Source organism: Paenibacillus sp. FSL H8-0079 (genome assembly GCF_037991315.1).
GTDB lineage: Bacteria > Bacillota > Bacilli > Paenibacillales > Paenibacillaceae > Paenibacillus.
Map to the genome: position 1 here is coordinate 996,411 of NZ_CP150300.1, position 17,237 is coordinate 1,013,647.

A 17,237-nucleotide genomic window follows, 5' to 3' on the forward strand; every position below is an offset into this window, starting at 1 on the left:
ATGCCAGACTGCAGGAATAACAACGGCATCCTGTACTCTGCAAAAGAAACAAAAAAGACCCACCCATTTCCGGAGAAATGAGTGGGTCTGTAAGTTAAATCCGCAATTTATCTTCACATACATGAAAAAATTCCGCTTACTAAAAGGCCGCTCCACTTCCCTCCGCTGGTATGATCCAGATCAGGTTCAAAGGGTCCGAATAGTCATATTCGTCTCAGCCGCAGGGCTCCCCTAGTGCAAAAGTTCAAGATATGCAGTTGTGTGTTCAGCATATATCACTTGAACATGAACTGTAAAGAGGCAGCATGATGGATTTCTTGAGATGAGCGTGGAGTCAGATCCTGAGAGTGAGGTTGTAATCATACAAATTCCAGTTGGAAATGATGATTTCATCGACCTGTAATGATTTGTAAAATGAGGATATTGAATAGAACAAGGAGAGGTTCCAATGAGAAATAAAATAAAAGATCCATTCTGGTCCCATTATGTTGATCTGGTGCGGACCGTGGTTGTCCCCTATCAATGGGAGGCGCTAAATGATCGCATCGAGGGGGCTGAACCCAGCCGGGCCATCCGTAATTTTCGCATTGCTGCGGGTGAAGAAGAGGGAGAGCACTATGGCATGGTATTTCAGGACAGTGATGTAGCCAAGTGGATCGAAGCTGCGTCATACCTGCTTGCAGCCCAACCAGATCTGGAACTGGAACGCATTGTGGATAGGGTCATCGAGACCATTGCTAAGGCTCAACAAGCTGACGGTTACTTGAATACCTACTTCACACTAAAGGAACCGGGAGCACGCTGGACGAATCTCGCGGAATGCCACGAGCTGTACTGTGCAGGTCATATGATCGAAGCGGGTGTTGCTTATTATGAGGCAACGGGTAAGCGTAATCTGCTGGACGTGGTCACTCGTCTGGCCGATCACATTGGAACGGTATTCGGTACAGAACCGGGACAACTGCCCGGCTATGATGGGCATCAGGAGGTTGAGCTGGCCCTGTTCAAGCTGTATCAGATCACAGGGGAAGAGAGCTATCTTAATCTGAGCCGTTATTTTCTGGAGCAGCGGGGGAGCAGTCCACACTATTTTGTGGAGGAGTGGGAGAAGCGGGAGCGTACGGTGCATTTTGGAGAGCTGGATATGGTTCACCGTCATGCCTACTCTCAGTCTCACCTTCCGATTCGAGCGCAGAATACAGCCGAAGGTCATGCGGTTCGCTTGGTGTATATGTGTGCTGCAGTGGCAGACGTAGCGGCAGAGTCGGGCGATGAGTCGTTGAAAGAAGCATGTGAGCGATTATGGAACAATACGGCCAACAAGAGAATGTACATTACCGGCAGCATCGGTTCATCCGCAAAAGAAGAGGCATTCACAGGGGATTACGACCTGCCGGGAGATACCGCATATGCGGAGACTTGTGCGTCGATTGGATTGATTTTTTGGGCAAAACGCATGTTTCAGATCAAGCCGGATAGCAAGTATGCGGATGTGTTAGAGCGAGCACTGTACAATACCGTGATCAGTGGTATGTCATTGGATGGACAACGTTTCTTCTATGTGAATCCGCTCGAAGCCGATCCGGAGCTGCACAAGGTCAATCCCAATTATGCACATGTGCGGACACGTCGGCAGGGATGGTTCGGTTGTGCCTGCTGTCCACCTAATATTGCAAGGTTGCTAGCTTCACTGGATCAATATGTGTATACAGCAGATGAGGCTGCATCGACACTGTATGTGCAATTGTATATCGGCGGCGAAGCCGGGTTTGCGCTGAATTGTACGGACATTTCCGTGAATATGAACTCGACCTATACCTCCAACGGAGAAGCGGTGATTCGGATCGAGTCTGTTTCCGGGGAGGAAGCAGGATTCACAATGGCATTACGAAAACCGGATTGGTGTGTATCTCCGGAGTTGTGGATTAACGGAGAAAAGGCAGATGTAGACAACACCATAATTGAATGCGGTTACATGAAAGTACAACGATGCTGGCAAGCCGGAGATGAGATCAGGTTACGGTTTCCCATGGAGGTATTACGCATGAGAGGACATGATCACATCCGAGATACGTTTGGTAAAGTTGCCATTCAGCGAGGACCCTTCATGTACTGCCTTGAAGAAATGGATAACGGTGCAGGATTATATCGTATTCAATTACCAGCATCAGCGGATTTTGAGGTGAATAGTGGGGGAGTGAATGTGCTGGGTGTTCCTGATCTTACCGTGGAGGCAAGGAGAATCGTCTCGCATGAGAATGGTGCGATGCAATTATACCGCAGTGATGTGAAACGGGAATCTCAGGCCGTGACGCTGCGATTCGTTCCCTATTTTACCTGGGCCAATCGGGAAGAGGGCGAAATGAGTGTCTGGGTTCGAGAGTGGGACGGGGAGGGACAACAACAAGACGGAGAGGAGGTGATTCAGAGGGGCTGAAGTTAAGACGGCAAAATGAAGAACGGTTATAAGTCGTGTACCTGCCTGTGAACGTTAACGATGAATCCATAAGAGGAGGCCAAGTTCATGAGGTTTAAAATGATGTTGACCGCAGTGTTATCCCTGGCGGCTGCGCTTGTATTTGCTACGGATCAAACGTATGCCCACGAGTTGTCCACCGACAAGCTCATTCTTCAGACGGGAAATCATGGCGAAATCTCTTCCATTAAGATCAAGGGCGATGCTTTTCCGACGGAATACGTTATGAATGCAACCGTTGCGCCAGAACAAAATACAGCAGACCACCAGTGGCTTGGTGAACTGATGTTCACGTACCGACTGAATGGTGGGGCGTGGACCAAAGCCTGGACCAATCTGTCGGCAGATGGTCGGACTATCACGAATTCCGGTAATCAGGTGACGGTGACGTATGCCAATGCATCGAATGCCCAGGGGATTCGCAATTTCAAAGTGATCGAGACCTATACCACCCAGACGGATGGCTCCATTCTGTGGAAGATTGAAGTGCAGAATACGAGCGGCCAGAAGCTGGAGATTGGCGATTTGGGTCTGCCCTTGCCATTCAATGAACAGTGGACCTACGGTGATGCAATCTATGAGACAAGGGTTGTTACACACTCGTTTGTTGGTAATAACAGCTCCTATATTACGGCCAGCCGTCCAAGCGGCATTGGTTCTTATCTGATGCTGATTCCGGATGCAACGACCGGAGCAGGATTCGAGTACCAGGATCGTTGGCGTAATGAGGAACATCCGGGTAGTAAGTGGGCCTGGAATCCGGCAAATGAAGGCAAATGGATTGAAGGACTCAACGTCTTCTATATCCATTCCAACGTGATCAAATCCACCAACCGGGGATATCTGCCAAATACGAGCCTGGTTCTGGAAGCAGGCCAGTCGAAGACGTACGGATTCAAGTTCCTGGCTGTTGCGGACGAACATGCAGCGAAGAATGCACTGTATAACGCGGGACTTATTGATGTAACCGTAGTTCCAGGCATGATCGTGCCGACCAATCAGAAAGCGAAGGTGGATCTGCGTACGTCCAAGACCATCACCAAAGTGCAATATGCGAATGGAACGGTTGTACCGTTAAAGGAAAGCAAGCCTGGCGATCATAAAATCTATGAATTACAGTTCAGCCAGCTAGGACCCAATAACGTGACTGTGGAGTATGATGGTGGCAAAAAAACGGTGCTGCAATTCTACGCCATTGATCCCGTCGACAAAGCGTTGCAGGATCATTCGACCTTTATGGTGGATAAAACCCAGTGGAACCTGCCGGGAGATATCCGGGACAAAGTGTTTGATGACTGGATGATGAATACCAAGTCCAAGCGCAATGTATTCAACGGCTACTGGGGTTGGGGAGATGACTGGGGACTGACGCATGGACAGTTTTTGGCTGAAAAGAACACGCTAACACCCGTTGCCCGGGAAATTCGAGCCGTGGACGATTATCTGGAAACAGCGATCTGGACCAATCTGATGAATGGACATCATGAAGATTATCTGATTCACGACTTTCTGATGCCAGAGCCGAATACAACACCAACCTACCGTGGATATGCTTATCCACATGTGTATAACACCTACTTCAGCATGTATAAAATTGCGGATTTATACCCTGATCTTGTTACTTACAAGCATGACAAAGAAACCTATCTGCTGCGCGCTTATAACATTTTCAAAGCTCTCTACGAAGGGCCTGTCGCCTACAACTGGAACACCGGGCTGATGGGAGAATTGACGACTCCGGATATCATTCAGGCTTTGAAAAAAGAAGGATATGACACTGAGGCGAACGATATTATCACGAAAATGAGAACGAAATACGGAAATTTCAAGAATACAACTTATCCTTACGGTTCGGAGTATAGCTATGACAATACAGGCGAAGAAGCTGTATACACGCTAGCGAAGCTGCATTCGGATCAAGTAACAGAGCAGAGTAGAGCATTGGAGATTATGGGCAAAATCAATCTCAAAACCCGTGCTTCCCGTGGACACATGCCGGTGTGGTATTACTACACGGACCCGGTAACGATTACCGGGGAGAATTGGTTTAACTTCCAGTACACAACCTCTCTGGCCGGATACGCCATGGATGACTGGATTCGGTTCCATGAGGGCACCAAGCGGGAAGAACAACAACGCTTGTCCTACGCCGCTAAGATCGCTAACGTAGGGGCCATTAACTCGGGACAGATTAGTGCTGACCCGGACAATTTTGGTGCAGCTTCCTGGACGTATCAGGCCGAGAAAGGCAACTATGGTACGAATGGAACTGGCGGTGGAGCCAATGTACCGTTATTGAATGGCTGGCGCGGGATGACAGGTGAAGCAGACCTGGGCCTGTTCGGTGCATTGCAGACATTGAGTGCAGATATTGCGGTGGACCCGATCTTCGGACTAACAGGGTACGGTGCAGATGTCACGCTTACGAATGGACAATATAACATCACGCCACTGGATGGATTGTTCAAGCGGCTTAATCTGATTACTGAAAAGATGTACATTGAACTGAACAAAGACCAGTACACAGGGGCCAAACTGGCTGTAGCGAAGGATTATGTCTGGCTGGATATGAAGAATCTGACACCAGGCCAGCCACACCAGACGTCCATTACGTTCCAAGGTCTGAAAACCGGCACATATCTGATCAAGGTGGACGGTCAGGTGAAAGGCAAATTCAATGCCTATCAACCGGTGAACACCTTGAAGGTAGATGCAGGTACAGCAGCGTCTTACACCGTGGAGCTTACGCCTACGACGCCGGATGCCAACGCGGCTCCAACGGTTGATGCAGGAACGGATTCTTCCATCACGTTGCCTGACAAGATCCGTCTTCAGGGAACGGTTATCGATGATGGACTGCCGAGTGGTCAGTTAACATTGGGATGGAGTTTGGTAAATGGACCAGCAGGAGCACAGGTCTCTTTTGCATCGCCAAATTCAGCGTATACGCAGGCAACCGTTTCTATTGCGGGCGTGTATACATTCCGTTTAACGGCTAATGATTCGATATTATCGGCAAATGACACGGTGCAAGTGACGGTGAATGCCGCACCGCCACTTCCGGAGAAGATGGCACAGTACAATTTTGATGAGAACACAGGCACGGCTGCCGCGGATTCTTCTGGTAGTGGCAACCATGCGACTGCCAAAGGTACAACATCCTGGGTAACAGGTAAAAAGAATCGTGCCATTAGTCTGTCCGGTACGGACGGTTATGTGCAATTACCTGAAGGTATTGTCAACATGGCGGATTCTATCACGATTGCAACCTGGGTGAAGGCGAACTCACTCAGTGATTTTACCCGCATTTTCGATTTTGGTACGGGGACGGGAACCTATATGTTCCTGACACCGAAGGTGGGGAGTAATATGAGATTTGCGATCACCACCGGAGGTAATGCCGCAGGCCAGGAACAGACGATTAATGTACCGGGTCTCCCGGTAGGCGTATGGAAACATGTGACCGTTACGCTGACAGGCAACACGGGAATCATCTACGTGGATGGTGTGGAAGTCGGGCGGAATAACAATATGACGTTGAAACCGTCCAGTCTCGGTCAGACCAAGAATAACTATATTGGCAAATCGCAATACCCTGATCCGTATTTTAACGGGCTCATTGATGATTTCCGCATCTATAGCCGTGCATTGAGCGCAGCCGAAGTGGCAACCCTTGCATCTAGCACTTCGCTGGCCTTGAATGGGGAGGATGAAGCTGTTATACTGCCGGATCTGAGTGAAGAGAACACACCTCAGCTGGACGTTAGCGAGGTGGGAAGTGTGGATGTGACGGCTGTGGTGGGTGAAATACCTGCTTTACCTACCGTTGTTACTGTGACGTACAGTGATGGTACAACAAAGGACGTTGCGGTGGTCTGGAATGAGATAACGGCTGAGCAATTAGCAACGGTGAGCACGTTCATGGTTGAAGGAACCGTGGAGGGTACGGAACTGAAGGCGCAAGCGAACGTGACGATCATTGCTGCAACGGGAGAAGAGCCAGTGGCAGGTGAAAGTTGAATGGATGTAGCCGTTAACCGTACGTAACATAACAGGTACTAGGTAGCATCCCGTATCTGACAACCGATAATACGGTGCATTATTACGGATTACACATGAAGAAGCGCCCGGTTTGTCCGAAGATATGCGTTGCAGAGCAACGTGATCTCGACCTACCGGGCGCTTTTTTGTTATATCAATTTGGACAGACTTATAGCGACTTGGGTCTATATTCGGTACCGGTAAATTTGTTACGGAAGTTGGAGGGTGAGATGCCTTCTTTTTTGGAGAAGCAGGAAGAAAAGTAGGATACATGGTTGAAGCCGATCTCCTCGGCAATGCGAGCAACGGACCAGGCAGTTTGCAGCAGCAGCTTTTTGGCCTGTTCAAGTCTGTAGTGTAGCAGATATTCCATCGGTGTCATGCCGTAGACCTTCAACATACTTCGGGCCAGATAGTTCGGGTGATAGTTCAGTTCCTTTTGCAACAATGGATTGGAGATCGGAAGTGAGTAGTTATGGCGGATATATAATTCAATCTTCTCGGCGATGCGAATGGCCGTTACATCGGACAGGGAGGATAGTCCACGATCCAGATGCTGCATGAAATGCTGAAAGCTCGCCTGTCGTTTCCAGTTTCGCATGGATTGTGGCTCCTGATCAAGCTGTGAAAAGTGTTCCAGCATCTCCATTTCCTTGGGTGAAATTCGCATATGTTTCGGAATGAAGATGGAACATACATCGCAGTGATTCAGATATGCACTTTTCTTGTGTGTATCAATGAGCTGAGCCTGATTCGCCAGACACTCATCCATATCGGTGGATTCTTTCCAACTGCCATAGGTTTGAAAATGAATCCAGAGCAGTTCAGTCTCCGTTTCACATGCAGCACTGCCATAATGGTGGCCATCAGGCATCAGAATCAAGGCGTCTCCTTCCTGAAGTCGCCATTCCGTTCCATTCTCGTTGACGGCGAGAGAACCACGGGTAACGACAATGAGATCAAATACACCAATGTCACTGCGGCTGATATGATATTCACCAGCTTCGTAATATGCACGTCCACAATCGATAAAATAGGGAATGGGCGGGGTGATGAAGTGAAGTATGGGTGAGTCCAATCCGGCACCTCCGAACAGGTTGGAATATTTAAAATTCATGTTGGCATCGAGCATTTATTTTTTATGATACAGCAAGTAACATAGAAAATAAAGCGCTTACGAAATTAGCTTTATCCTTCATCTGATTCATATCACAACCTTGGGAAGGGGATTTTACATGAAGAAAATGTTGGTTTGGTTAGGGGTATGTATTCTTGCGGTGATGACGGTCTTGAGTGGATGCAGTACGGCAAAGGAAGCGTCCAATGGGTCATCTGGGGGAAACGGAGGAAACGCACAAGGGGGAGCGACCAAACTCATTTTCTGGACGTTTGTAGATGCGCATCAGAAGTTTTATGAAAGTATGGCAGAGCAGTGGAATCAGGAACATCCGGATCAACAGATTGAATTGGAAGCGACTACGATTCCATACGACGATATGCATACGAAGTTGCTGCTTGCATTACAGTCGGGTGTAGGTGCACCGGATCTGGTAGATATTGAGCAGAGCAAATTCCCCAATTTCATGAAAGGTGTTCCGCAACTGGTGGATCTGACAGACATGATCAAGCCAGAACTGAATAACATCGTACAATCCCGTGTTGAGATCTACAGCAAGGAAGGCAAATATTACGGTATCGATTATCATGTCGGTGCAACCGTCATGTATTACAACCAAGAGATTTTGGATCAGGCGGGTGTGAATGCAGATGATATCAAGACCTGGAGTGATTTTGAACAGGCAGGGAAACAGGTGCTCGCGAAGACAGGCAAACCGATGATTACATTTGAGGGTAACGGTAACTGGTCTTGGTGGCCGGCCATCAGTCAACAGAAATCAGATCAGGTGGATGCAGATGGAAATGTTACGGTGAATGCGCCTGTGAATGTGCAGACGATGAAATTCTTCCAGCAGATGGTCAAGGAAGGGGTAGCAGCTGTCGCTCCTGGGGCGGGTCATGATACGGAAGAATACTTCGGTTATATGGATCAAGGCAGTTCGGCGGCGGTATTTATGCCATTCTGGTTCATGAATCGGTTCACGGACCATATTCCGGATCTGAAAGGGAAAATGATCATTCGTCCGATGCCAGCATGGGAAGAGGGCGGCAATCGTTCAGCGGGTATGGGTGGAACGGCAACATCCATTACGAATCAGTCTGGCGCTGTGGAGCTTGCGGAGCAGTTCCTCGCTTATGCGAAATTATCCAAGGAAGGTAATCTTCAGATCTGGAAACAGCTTGGTTTTGACCCGATTCGTACCGACGTATGGACCGATTCAGCGATGAAGGAATCGAACAAATACACGGATTATTTCGGGGACGATATCTTCGATACACTGCTGAGTGTGAAAGATGAGATTGCTCCGGTCAACATTCGGGAGAAGTCACCTGAAGTGTTCGATGCCGTACGTAACAAAGCCATGCCAGATATCTTCATTAATCTGAAAGATCCTGAACAGGTATTGAATGATTTGCAGGCTGAATTAACTCGTTGAGGTAGGAAAGGCTTAAACGTCAATTACATTTCTTTCATACAGAGTATACGGTTCATTCCAGGTTGGAGGTTGGTCTACAGTGCAGCTGCAAAAGGAAACAACGGTTTCTGTACGCGCCATCAGGCAGCGGAGAGTACGGATGAATGCCAGAACATGGGCACCTTATCTGTTTGTGTTACCGTTCATTTTGTCTTTTCTCATCTTCTTTGCCTACCCGTTATTTCGAGCCGGGGTAATGAGTTTCCAGCAGGTGCTCCCCGGAGACGTACAGTTTGTGGGGCTTGAGCATTACAGTAAGCTATGGAATGCCGATTTCCGGGCAGCACTGTGGAATAGCACGCGTTACACGTTCTGGACGCTGCTCTTGCTGGTTCCCATCCCACTCGTGCTTGCTGTATTGCTCAATTCAAGTCGCATGATGGCTCGTAATGTGTTCCGCTCTGCTCTGTTTATTCCGGCACTGACCTCCGTTGTTGTAGCGGGGGTTGTGTTCCGGCTTATCTTCGGCGAGCTGGATGGTGCGCTGATGAATTCCATCCTGAACCTGCTGGGTATTCCGAGCCAGCAATGGTTGTACAGTTCGTCCCTTGCGATGGTCGCACTGGTTGTACTGGCAGGTTGGCGCTGGATCGGTATTAATATGCTGTACTTTCTATCGGCATTGCAGAGCATCCCTAAGGATCTGTATGAAGCGGCAGATATCGATGGAGCGGGTGTGCTGAACAAATTCACCAAGATTACCGTACCGATGCTCAAACCGATCACGATCTATGTGGTGACGATTACTTTGTATGGCGGATATGCCATGTTCACGGAGAGTTACATGCTCTGGGCAGGCAAACCGTCTCCGCAAAATATCGGGTTAACGATGGTGGGGTATATCTACCAACAAGGTTTCCAGTATTTCAATCTGGGATTCGGTGCAGCAATTGGCATTACGCTGTTGGTGATTACACTCGTGATCAGTATGCTTCAGTTGACGGTGCTCGGCATGTTCAGGAAGGAGGATTAAGGCCTTGATGCGTAGATGGGGAATCAAACTGAATGTGGCTTCACTGCTCTTACTGATGTTGTTCGTGATCTTGGGTATCTTGATGCTGTTTCCGCTATATGCACTGATCCTCGCTTCGCTGAAACCGGCTACGGAACTGTTTCGATATGGACTCAATGTCCGATGGGATTGGGCATTAATGAGCTTCGAGAATTACAAATCGATCTTCACCGGAACGGGAGCAGCAGGGAACTATTTTATATGGTACAAAAACAGTCTTGTCATCACAGCATTATTCACGGTATTAAGTCTGCTGTTCTCCTCGATGGTCGGATATGGGCTGGGGGTCTATCGGTTCAGGGGCCAGAATCTGATCTTTACCCTGGTGCTGGTTGTTATGATGATCCCGATGGAGATTATCCTGCTTCCCTTATATGAACTGACGATTAAATTGAAGCTGATCAATACGGTGTGGGGCGTTATTCTGCCTTTTATCGTGGCACCCTTGCCCATCTTCTTCTTCAGGCAGTTTGCCCAAGGTTTGCCGAAGGATTTTATGGATGCAGGGCGGATTGATGGTTGTACGGAGTTCGGGATCTTCTTCCGCATTATGGTGCCGTTGATGGCTCCTGCATTTGGGGCGATAGCTATCTTGCAAGCGATGAACAGCTGGAATAACTTTCTCTGGCCACTCGTGGTGCTTCGTACCACAGAACAATTCACCTTGCCGATCGGACTCGCTTCTTTCGTATCACCACTCGGCAATCATTACGAAGAACTAATCGCTGGAGCCGTGCTTGCCATTGTACCGATTCTGATTCTATTCCTGTTCTTCCAACGCTTTTTTATCTCAGGACTTACGGTTGGCGGGGTCAAAGGATAATGGCATAAATCTTTAAACCCGTAAACAGTTCAACAATTTACCTCGGCTCACGAACCCGATATAATAGGGATGGCGCATATTGGCCGGATCACAAATGCAGGCGGGATTGTTCTCCCTCCGAAGCAGAATGGGGACCCGAGTTGAAAACGTTCAAAAAAGTATATATTGAGATCACGAGTATCTGCAATCTGGCGTGCAGCTTCTGTCCGCAGACACAGCGTGCCAAAGGATTCATTGACCCTGAAGTCTTCAACAATATACTGGATCAAGTTAAACCACATACCAACCATATTTATTTACATGTCAAAGGTGAACCCTTGTTGCATCCCAAAATAGATTTGCTGCTCGATTCCGCACATGAGAAGGGACTCAAGGTGATCATTACAACGAATGGTACACTGTTGCCCAAGACTCAGCATAAATTGCTCGGCAAACCGGCGCTGCGGCAGATGAACTTCTCCTTGCACAGCTTCGATGGGCATGAAGGTTCAACCGACCGTGACGGGTACCTGAGCAATATTCTGTCTTTTGTACACGAGGCCGTTAAGCACAATGTCATCATCTCATTCCGGTTGTGGAATCTGACACAGGATAACTTCACGAATGCTCAGATGAATCGAAATCGGGAGACCCTTGAAGTACTGGAACGTGAATTCAATCTGGACTTCCGCATTGAGGAAAAAGTAGTTCCAGGCAGCGGGGTCAAAATTGCCCCGAATGTATACCTGAATCAGGATCATGAGTTCCAGTGGCCAAGTCTGGATGCACCCGAAGATGACGGCAAAGGCTTTTGCCATGCACTTCGCGGTCAGGCAGCTGTACTTGTCGATGGAACGGTGGTTCCATGCTGTCTTGATGGCGAGGGTGTCATTAATCTCGGTAACGTGCACGAGAAATCATTCTCGGAGATTATTGAGGGTGAGCGAGCGAACAATCTGGTGTATGGTTTCTCCAAGCGGGAAGCTGTGGAAGAGTTGTGCAGGAAGTGCGGGTATCGTCAGCGTTTTGGAGCCTAGAATATATAGTAAATTAAATTATTTTCCTATAAGATCACGTTGTCTGTAACAGATGATGTGGTCTTTGTTGTGTTACTGAGGCTGTAAATAGAGCATATCCGAAGTTGATATTGGTACATAACAAGTAGACATTATACCGCAAAGCATACTGAAACATCAGGTTCTATGCTGGAAAATGATTACGTGACCTAATGATTATTCTCGTAATATTCCTTTATTTGGTAGGATCAGGGTAGGTTCCGAGGACAGAGATTTTTCTCTTAGTTTATAGGAAGACAAGTCTCTGCTTGAACCCATTCAATCCAAATAAGGGAGGATGTTTATTAATGAAAAAGATGTTGACGGTATTGTTGTCAGTTGGTCTGCTTGCTTCTACATTTGGTGCAATTCCGGTGTCTGCAGCTCCCGAGATCGTGAAGACAACGATTATTGTTCCTAAAGGAACGACGTATGATGGGAAAGGCAAAAGTGTTGCCGCAGATCCCAAAACATTAGGAGATGGCAGTCAGGCCGAGAACCAGAAACCTATTTTCCGACTGGAGGCAGGGGCTACGTTAAAAAATGTTGTGATTGAAGCACCGGCAGCCGATGGGGTGCACTGTTATGGCAACTGCAATATTGAAAATGTAACCTGGAAGGATGTCGGTGAGGATGCGCTCACGCTGAAATCTGCAGGGACTGTAAACATCACAGGTGGTGCGGCGTACAAGGCCTATGACAAAGTGTTCCAGATGAATGCATCCGGTACGATCAATATTAAAAATTTCAAAGCAAATGATATCGGCAAGCTGGTGCGTCAAAATGGCGGAACGTCCTATGCAGTCACCATGAATGTGTCCAACTCGGACATTTCCAATGTGAAGGATTCCATCCTGCGGACAGATAGCAGTTCTACTGTAGGTAAAATCACAAATACACGGTATTCCAAAGTGCCAACGCTGTTCAAGGGCTTCGCTTCAGGGAAAACGAGCCAGTCCGGAAACACGCAATATTAAAGCATTGCCACAATTACCCATCTGATGTACATTAGAAGCAATGAAATAAGTGAACCGGGAGCTCAATGAAGTTGGGCTGAGAGAGTGGCCTTGTGCCGCTGACCGTACATCTGATCTGGGTAATGCCAGCGTAGAGAACATGGATTTACAATGTGTAAGGGTGAAATGTGCAAATTAATGAGGAAAACAACATGACTTCTTTTAGCTGCGGTGGTTGGTCTGCTGCAACGGAGAGGGAATGATTGATATTCCGTCTTTTCGACATCCATCCCATACATCGTTGTGAGGATTGTATACTGTGCGTAAGGCCTGCCCGGAACCGGGGAGGCTTTTTTTGTTTATTGCGTGCCCAGCTAAGCACGCATCTTCTAGCCGATGAAAATCCGGTCGCGGGAGAGGCCAAGCCCCGTGTAGCTAGGATACTTGCGTATGGAGAAATCTGTGCGTAAAAGCGTATCGACGAAAGTACCTGTCAGAGACAGGGCGAGCGACAGTCCAGGCCGTAACATCAAGTGAATCCTGCCGCGTCGTCAAAAAGGCCTTGCAAGAGGGAAAAGAGGAAGCCGAGTCTCGTGTAGATGGACGAAGGCCAGGGAAGCTGTTTTGAACTTGGAGCGACAGCGAAGAATCCTCCGGCGTAAGGGGAGCGGCATGGTCTGAAAGAGGATGTAGTGAACTGGGGAGACCCTCCCCTGCACGGATTTTTTTTTTTTATGAATCCGTAAAGTGGTACTCTATAAGCCAGAAGGTGAAGTGAGTGAACAGCAGGAAGGGAGTCCGAGGGGCTCATACTACCTGGGAACGCAGGACAACACAACCTGCGGGAGGGAAGGAGCCCTACTTTGTTCACGTTTCACCAAGAGGTACGAGTTCGTGAATGCCAAAATGGCTAACGACACGCTAGAAAACACTCAACAACTCTTATAGGGGAAACTAGGTCATGAGGCCAAAGCAAATATGCTGCATGCCCATGAAAGATGAACATCGGAAAGCCGTATGAGGGAAAACCTCACGTACGGTTTGATGAGGAGGGGCTGGGTTTTGCCCAGCCTTTTACTCTAGTTTAGAGGTTGTTCAAAAAGTCTGCTTTTGATTACGAAGGATGCCTGACGGCATCATTAGCATCGAATATGGAATTCAGCCGAAATAAGCGGGAGGCTTACGAAGTATGTTTCCGAAGGAAACATTTTGGTTGCTCACGTAGTTTTCCCTACGCTCCGCTACTCCATTTCTAGCTTCATCCCATCTTCTTGGTACTGAAAACCAGTCTTTTTGAACACACACTTTTACAACCCCCACAGGGAGCAGAGGAAGGAAGTAGAGAACATGGCAGTAACAGCAGGCAACAAACGATTGAAACTAACGGATATTCTGGTAACCATCGTGATCGCAGTGGTGTTTGGCGTGATTTACAAGATATGGGGACCTACGTATGACCTGATGAAACCATTCGGCGTTCATGCGGAGCAGATGATCTACGGCATGTGGTTTATGGCGGGCACGTTTGCTTTTGTCATCATTCGTAAACCGGGTGTGGCGATTCTTGCTGAGGTTGCAGCTTCAACGGTGAGTGCTTTTCTGGGCAGTGAATGGGGCATGTCTACACTTGTATACGGTCTGTTGCAAGGATTGGGAGCCGAGATATTCTTTGCCGCATTTTTGTATCGTAAAACCAATCTGTTCGTCACGTGTCTTGCAGCCATAGGAGCCGCCTCGGCTTCACTCTTGCTGGATTATCAGTACGGGTATATTGATTCACTCTCGGCGTGGAACTATACGTTGTTTATCGGATTCCGCTTCATTGGAAGTATTCTGATTGCTGGAGTGTTCGCTTATTATCTCGCCAAAGCATTGGAACTGACCGGTGTAACGCGTTCGCTCAGACCGGTATCCAAACAAGATTATGAGGCTTTGGATTAGATGAACGGGGAAGGGAATTCGCAAGCGGTAAGTGTGACGAATCTAAGATGCAAGTTCCCGGGAGAGAAGGCCTTGGTATTTCAAGGCTTGTCTCTCTCTGTGCGTCAAGGGGAGAAAGTTCTGCTGCTCGGTCCGAGCGGCTCCGGTAAATCGACGTTGTTACAAATTCTGAGCGGTCTGATACCACGTTCGGTTGAGATCCCGATGAAATGTGATGATATTCAGGTCCCTGCCAAAGCAGGAGTGGTCTTTCAAGACCCGGATACTCAGTTCTGCATGTCCTATACAGATGAAGAGATCGCATTTGTGCTGGAAAATCGAAATATTCCGCGTGAAGAGATGGCAGGTCTGATTGAATATCATTTGGAACAGGTGGGGTTATCCTTTGAACAAAATCGGACATTGATCCAATCGATGTCTCAGGGGATGAAGCAGCGTCTTGCGATTGCTTCGATGCTTGCCATGGACCCGGAGGTGCTGTTTCTGGATGAGCCCACGGCATTACTGGATGATGAGGGGACTTCCCAGGTGTGGGATACCGTCAAACAGATCGCCAGTGACAAAACGTTAATTATCGTTGAACACAAAATCAATGAGATTGTGGATATGGTCGACCGTATCATTGTGTTATCACCTGAAGGAAAGATCGTGGCGGATGGGCCAGCACAGCAGGTATTTACGGAGGAAAGGGGCAAGCTGAAGGCTTATGGAATCTGGTATCCGGGTGTGTGGGAAGAGCGGGAGCAGGAGAAGGCAACAAAGGAGGAAGTAGGAAGTATTTCTGGAGAGCACTGGGCATGTGAGGATCAGGGCTTTCCGAGCTTGGAAGCACAGCAAGCGTCTGGTTTATCCGAAACAATGGGGATATTCCCCGTATCTCACGTATCATCCTTACCGCCTGTATCGCCTCCCTATCAGCCTGCACTGGATTTGCAGCAGTTTACCGGATGGCGTGGGAAAACATCATCCATTCAGGTGGAACAGGCCAAGGTATGGCATGGAGACTGGATCGGTGTTGTGGGAGTCAATGGTGCAGGCAAGAGTTCGTTGTTATTATCCCTGATGAATATTCTGAAAACGACAGGTCACTATGAGGTGGATGGTCAGCACTCTGGCAAAACGGAGCAGCTCGCAGATCGAATTGCATTTGTATTTCAGAATCCGGAATTTCAATTTGTGACCAACACTGTTGCGGAAGAAGTGGGATTTTCCTTGCTTGGGGGCAGGCTTACTACGGAAGAAAGACATGCTAGGACTGAGCATATGCTGAAGCAATTTGGGCTAATCGATCTGTCCGAGCGTCATCCTTACCAATTATCGATGGGGCAGAAACGACGCTTGAGTGTTGCCTCCGCTCTGGTGAGGGAGCAGCGGATTTTGCTGCTGGATGAACCTACTTTTGGACAGGATGCCCGCAATACGTTCGCCATGCTGGCACAACTGGAGCAATTGCGGCGTGAAGGAACAGCCATCGTTATGGTTACCCATGACCGTGAGATTGTAAAAAGATATTGCACCCGAATCTGGACGGTGGATGACGGGAGGTTATCTGATGCAACTGTCGTTTCCTCACCGTGAAACCTGGCTTTATGCCGTCAATCCCGGCTTGAAGATGATTATTCTGACATTGATGTTTGTCTTCGTTATCCTTATTCACAATCTGAATGTAATGGCCAACGTCGCGGTAGCTATGATGCTGTTACTGTGCTGGACAGGCCACCCGTGGTACAGATTGATACTGTACGCATCACCATTCATTCTGGTATTTATCTCTACATCTACAGGCATGATGATGTTTGGTAAGGGAGAGACCACGTGGTATAAGTGGGGACTGATTCATATTACAGAAGAGAGCTTCTATCGCGGACTACACTTAGGATTTCGCTCGCTCAGCATGGCAGCGGCCGGCTTACTTTTTGGACTGACAACGAAGCCGGTAAGACTGTTTTATTCTCTGATGCAGCAGTGGAGGCTTCCCGCAAAATATGCTTATAGCTTTCTGGCCGCGATGCGCATGATCCCGATTTTGCTGGATGAATTCCAGACGCTCCGTTATGCGATTCGCATTCGTGGAACAAGGCAACGCGGCTCTAGATGGAATGTGTATGGTACTCTCAAGCGTTATGCTATTCCGCTGCTGGCACAGAGTATTCGCCGTGCACAGCGAATGGCGGTAGCGATGGAAGCGAAGGGATTCACGGATGGCGCGAGCCGAACGTATTACATTCAGATTGGCTATTCCCGAGCTGATCTGTGGTTTGTATTTTATTATATGCTGACCTTAACCGCTGCTTATTACATTGGGGTCATCTTTCCTTATCATGCTACTATGTTGGATGTAAGGTAATACGGGAAGATGA

Annotated in this window: 12 protein-coding genes and 2 riboswitches; of the genes, 10 read left to right on the plus strand and 2 right to left on the minus strand. The window is 48.1% G+C overall.

The annotated features are described in order from the left end of the window. Window positions 1-140: 140 nt before the first annotated feature. Window positions 141-243, minus strand: a riboswitch (TPP riboswitch). Window positions 244-448: 205 nt separating this feature from the next. After that, window positions 449-2,437 (plus strand): beta-L-arabinofuranosidase domain-containing protein, encoded by a 1,989-nt coding sequence (locus MHI06_RS04445; protein WP_340400593.1) that lies wholly within the window; start codon window positions 449-451, stop codon window positions 2,435-2,437. An 87-nt stretch (window positions 2,438-2,524) separates the two neighbouring features. Then, a complete protein-coding gene (locus tag MHI06_RS04450) occupies window positions 2,525-6,496 on the plus strand; it encodes a DUF5695 domain-containing protein (protein WP_340400594.1) in 3,972 nt (1,323 codons plus the stop codon). A gap of 190 nt (window positions 6,497-6,686) precedes the next feature. Here the strand turns inward: MHI06_RS04450 and MHI06_RS04455 are convergent, their stop codons facing one another. Next, window positions 6,687-7,595, minus strand: coding sequence for an AraC family transcriptional regulator (locus MHI06_RS04455; protein WP_340400595.1), 909 nt, complete (start codon window positions 7,593-7,595; stop codon window positions 6,687-6,689). A gap of 157 nt (window positions 7,596-7,752) precedes the next feature. Here MHI06_RS04455 and MHI06_RS04460 point away from each other — a divergent pair, with 157 nt between their 5' ends. The 5 genes from MHI06_RS04460 to MHI06_RS04480 all read left to right on the plus strand — a co-directional run bounded on the left by MHI06_RS04460 (window position 7,753) and on the right by MHI06_RS04480 (window position 12,957). Continuing rightward, a complete protein-coding gene (locus MHI06_RS04460) occupies window positions 7,753-9,072 on the plus strand; it encodes an extracellular solute-binding protein (RefSeq protein ID WP_340400596.1) in 1,320 nt (439 codons plus the stop codon). 139 nt (window positions 9,073-9,211) lie between these two features. Beyond that, the gene (locus MHI06_RS04465; RefSeq protein ID WP_169482929.1) at window positions 9,212-10,084 is read left to right on the plus strand and encodes a sugar ABC transporter permease; all 873 of its coding nucleotides are present in this window, start codon (window positions 9,212-9,214) and stop codon (window positions 10,082-10,084) included. 7 nt (window positions 10,085-10,091) lie between these two features. Further along, window positions 10,092-10,946 carry a carbohydrate ABC transporter permease gene (locus MHI06_RS04470; protein ID WP_169482930.1) on the plus strand — a complete coding sequence of 285 codons (855 nt, stop codon included), beginning with the start codon at window positions 10,092-10,094 and terminating at the stop codon, window positions 10,944-10,946. Between the two features lie 140 nt (window positions 10,947-11,086). Beyond that, complete coding sequence (locus MHI06_RS04475) at window positions 11,087-11,962, plus strand: radical SAM/SPASM domain-containing protein (protein WP_340400597.1); 876 nt, start codon at window positions 11,087-11,089, stop codon at window positions 11,960-11,962. Between the two features lie 326 nt (window positions 11,963-12,288). Beyond that, entirely contained in the window at window positions 12,289-12,957 is a 669-nt protein-coding gene (locus tag MHI06_RS04480) for a pectate lyase (protein ID WP_169482887.1), read from the plus strand. A gap of 44 nt (window positions 12,958-13,001) precedes the next feature. Then, window positions 13,002-13,110: riboswitch (TPP riboswitch) on the plus strand. A 215-nt stretch (window positions 13,111-13,325) separates the two neighbouring features. Here the strand turns inward: MHI06_RS04480 and MHI06_RS04485 are convergent. After that, entirely contained in the window at window positions 13,326-13,466 is a 141-nt protein-coding gene (locus tag MHI06_RS04485) for a hypothetical protein (protein ID WP_340398421.1), read from the minus strand. An 817-nt stretch (window positions 13,467-14,283) separates the two neighbouring features. Here MHI06_RS04485 and MHI06_RS04490 point away from each other — a divergent pair. Genes MHI06_RS04490 through MHI06_RS04500 form a run of 3 tightly spaced genes read left to right on the plus strand, consistent with a single transcriptional unit; the run spans window position 14,284 to window position 17,224 of the window. Next, entirely contained in the window at window positions 14,284-14,877 is a 594-nt protein-coding gene (locus MHI06_RS04490; RefSeq protein ID WP_340400598.1) for an ECF transporter S component, read from the plus strand. Beyond that, window positions 14,878-16,455, plus strand: a complete 1,578-nt coding sequence (locus MHI06_RS04495; RefSeq protein ID WP_340400599.1) for an ABC transporter ATP-binding protein — start codon at window positions 14,878-14,880, stop codon at window positions 16,453-16,455. Then, window positions 16,430-17,224 (plus strand): energy-coupling factor transporter transmembrane component T, encoded by a 795-nt coding sequence (locus MHI06_RS04500; protein WP_340400600.1) that lies wholly within the window; start codon window positions 16,430-16,432, stop codon window positions 17,222-17,224. The genes MHI06_RS04495 and MHI06_RS04500 overlap by 26 nt, the downstream gene beginning before the upstream one ends. Window positions 17,225-17,237 lie beyond the last annotated feature (13 nt).

What these genes read in the sequence shown, in the direction of transcription:
- MHI06_RS04445 (WP_340400593.1), top strand. Translation starts at nt 449, where the DNA reads ATGAGAAATAAAATAAAAGATCCATTCTGGTCCCATTATGTTGATCTG.
- MHI06_RS04450 (WP_340400594.1), top strand. Translation starts at nt 2,525, where the DNA reads ATGAGGTTTAAAATGATGTTGACCGCAGTGTTATCCCTGGCGGCTGCG.
- MHI06_RS04460 (WP_340400596.1), top strand. Translation starts at nt 7,753, where the DNA reads ATGAAGAAAATGTTGGTTTGGTTAGGGGTATGTATTCTTGCGGTGATG.
- MHI06_RS04465 (WP_169482929.1), top strand. Translation starts at nt 9,212, where the DNA reads ATGAATGCCAGAACATGGGCACCTTATCTGTTTGTGTTACCGTTCATT.
- MHI06_RS04470 (WP_169482930.1), top strand. Translation starts at nt 10,092, where the DNA reads ATGCGTAGATGGGGAATCAAACTGAATGTGGCTTCACTGCTCTTACTG.
- MHI06_RS04480 (WP_169482887.1), top strand. Translation starts at nt 12,289, where the DNA reads ATGAAAAAGATGTTGACGGTATTGTTGTCAGTTGGTCTGCTTGCTTCT.
- MHI06_RS04485 (WP_340398421.1), bottom strand. Translation starts at nt 13,466, where the DNA reads ATGTTACGGCCTGGACTGTCGCTCGCCCTGTCTCTGACAGGTACTTTC.
- MHI06_RS04490 (WP_340400598.1), top strand. Translation starts at nt 14,284, where the DNA reads ATGGCAGTAACAGCAGGCAACAAACGATTGAAACTAACGGATATTCTG.
- MHI06_RS04495 (WP_340400599.1), top strand. Translation starts at nt 14,878, where the DNA reads ATGAACGGGGAAGGGAATTCGCAAGCGGTAAGTGTGACGAATCTAAGA.
- MHI06_RS04500 (WP_340400600.1), top strand. Translation starts at nt 16,430, where the DNA reads ATGCAACTGTCGTTTCCTCACCGTGAAACCTGGCTTTATGCCGTCAAT.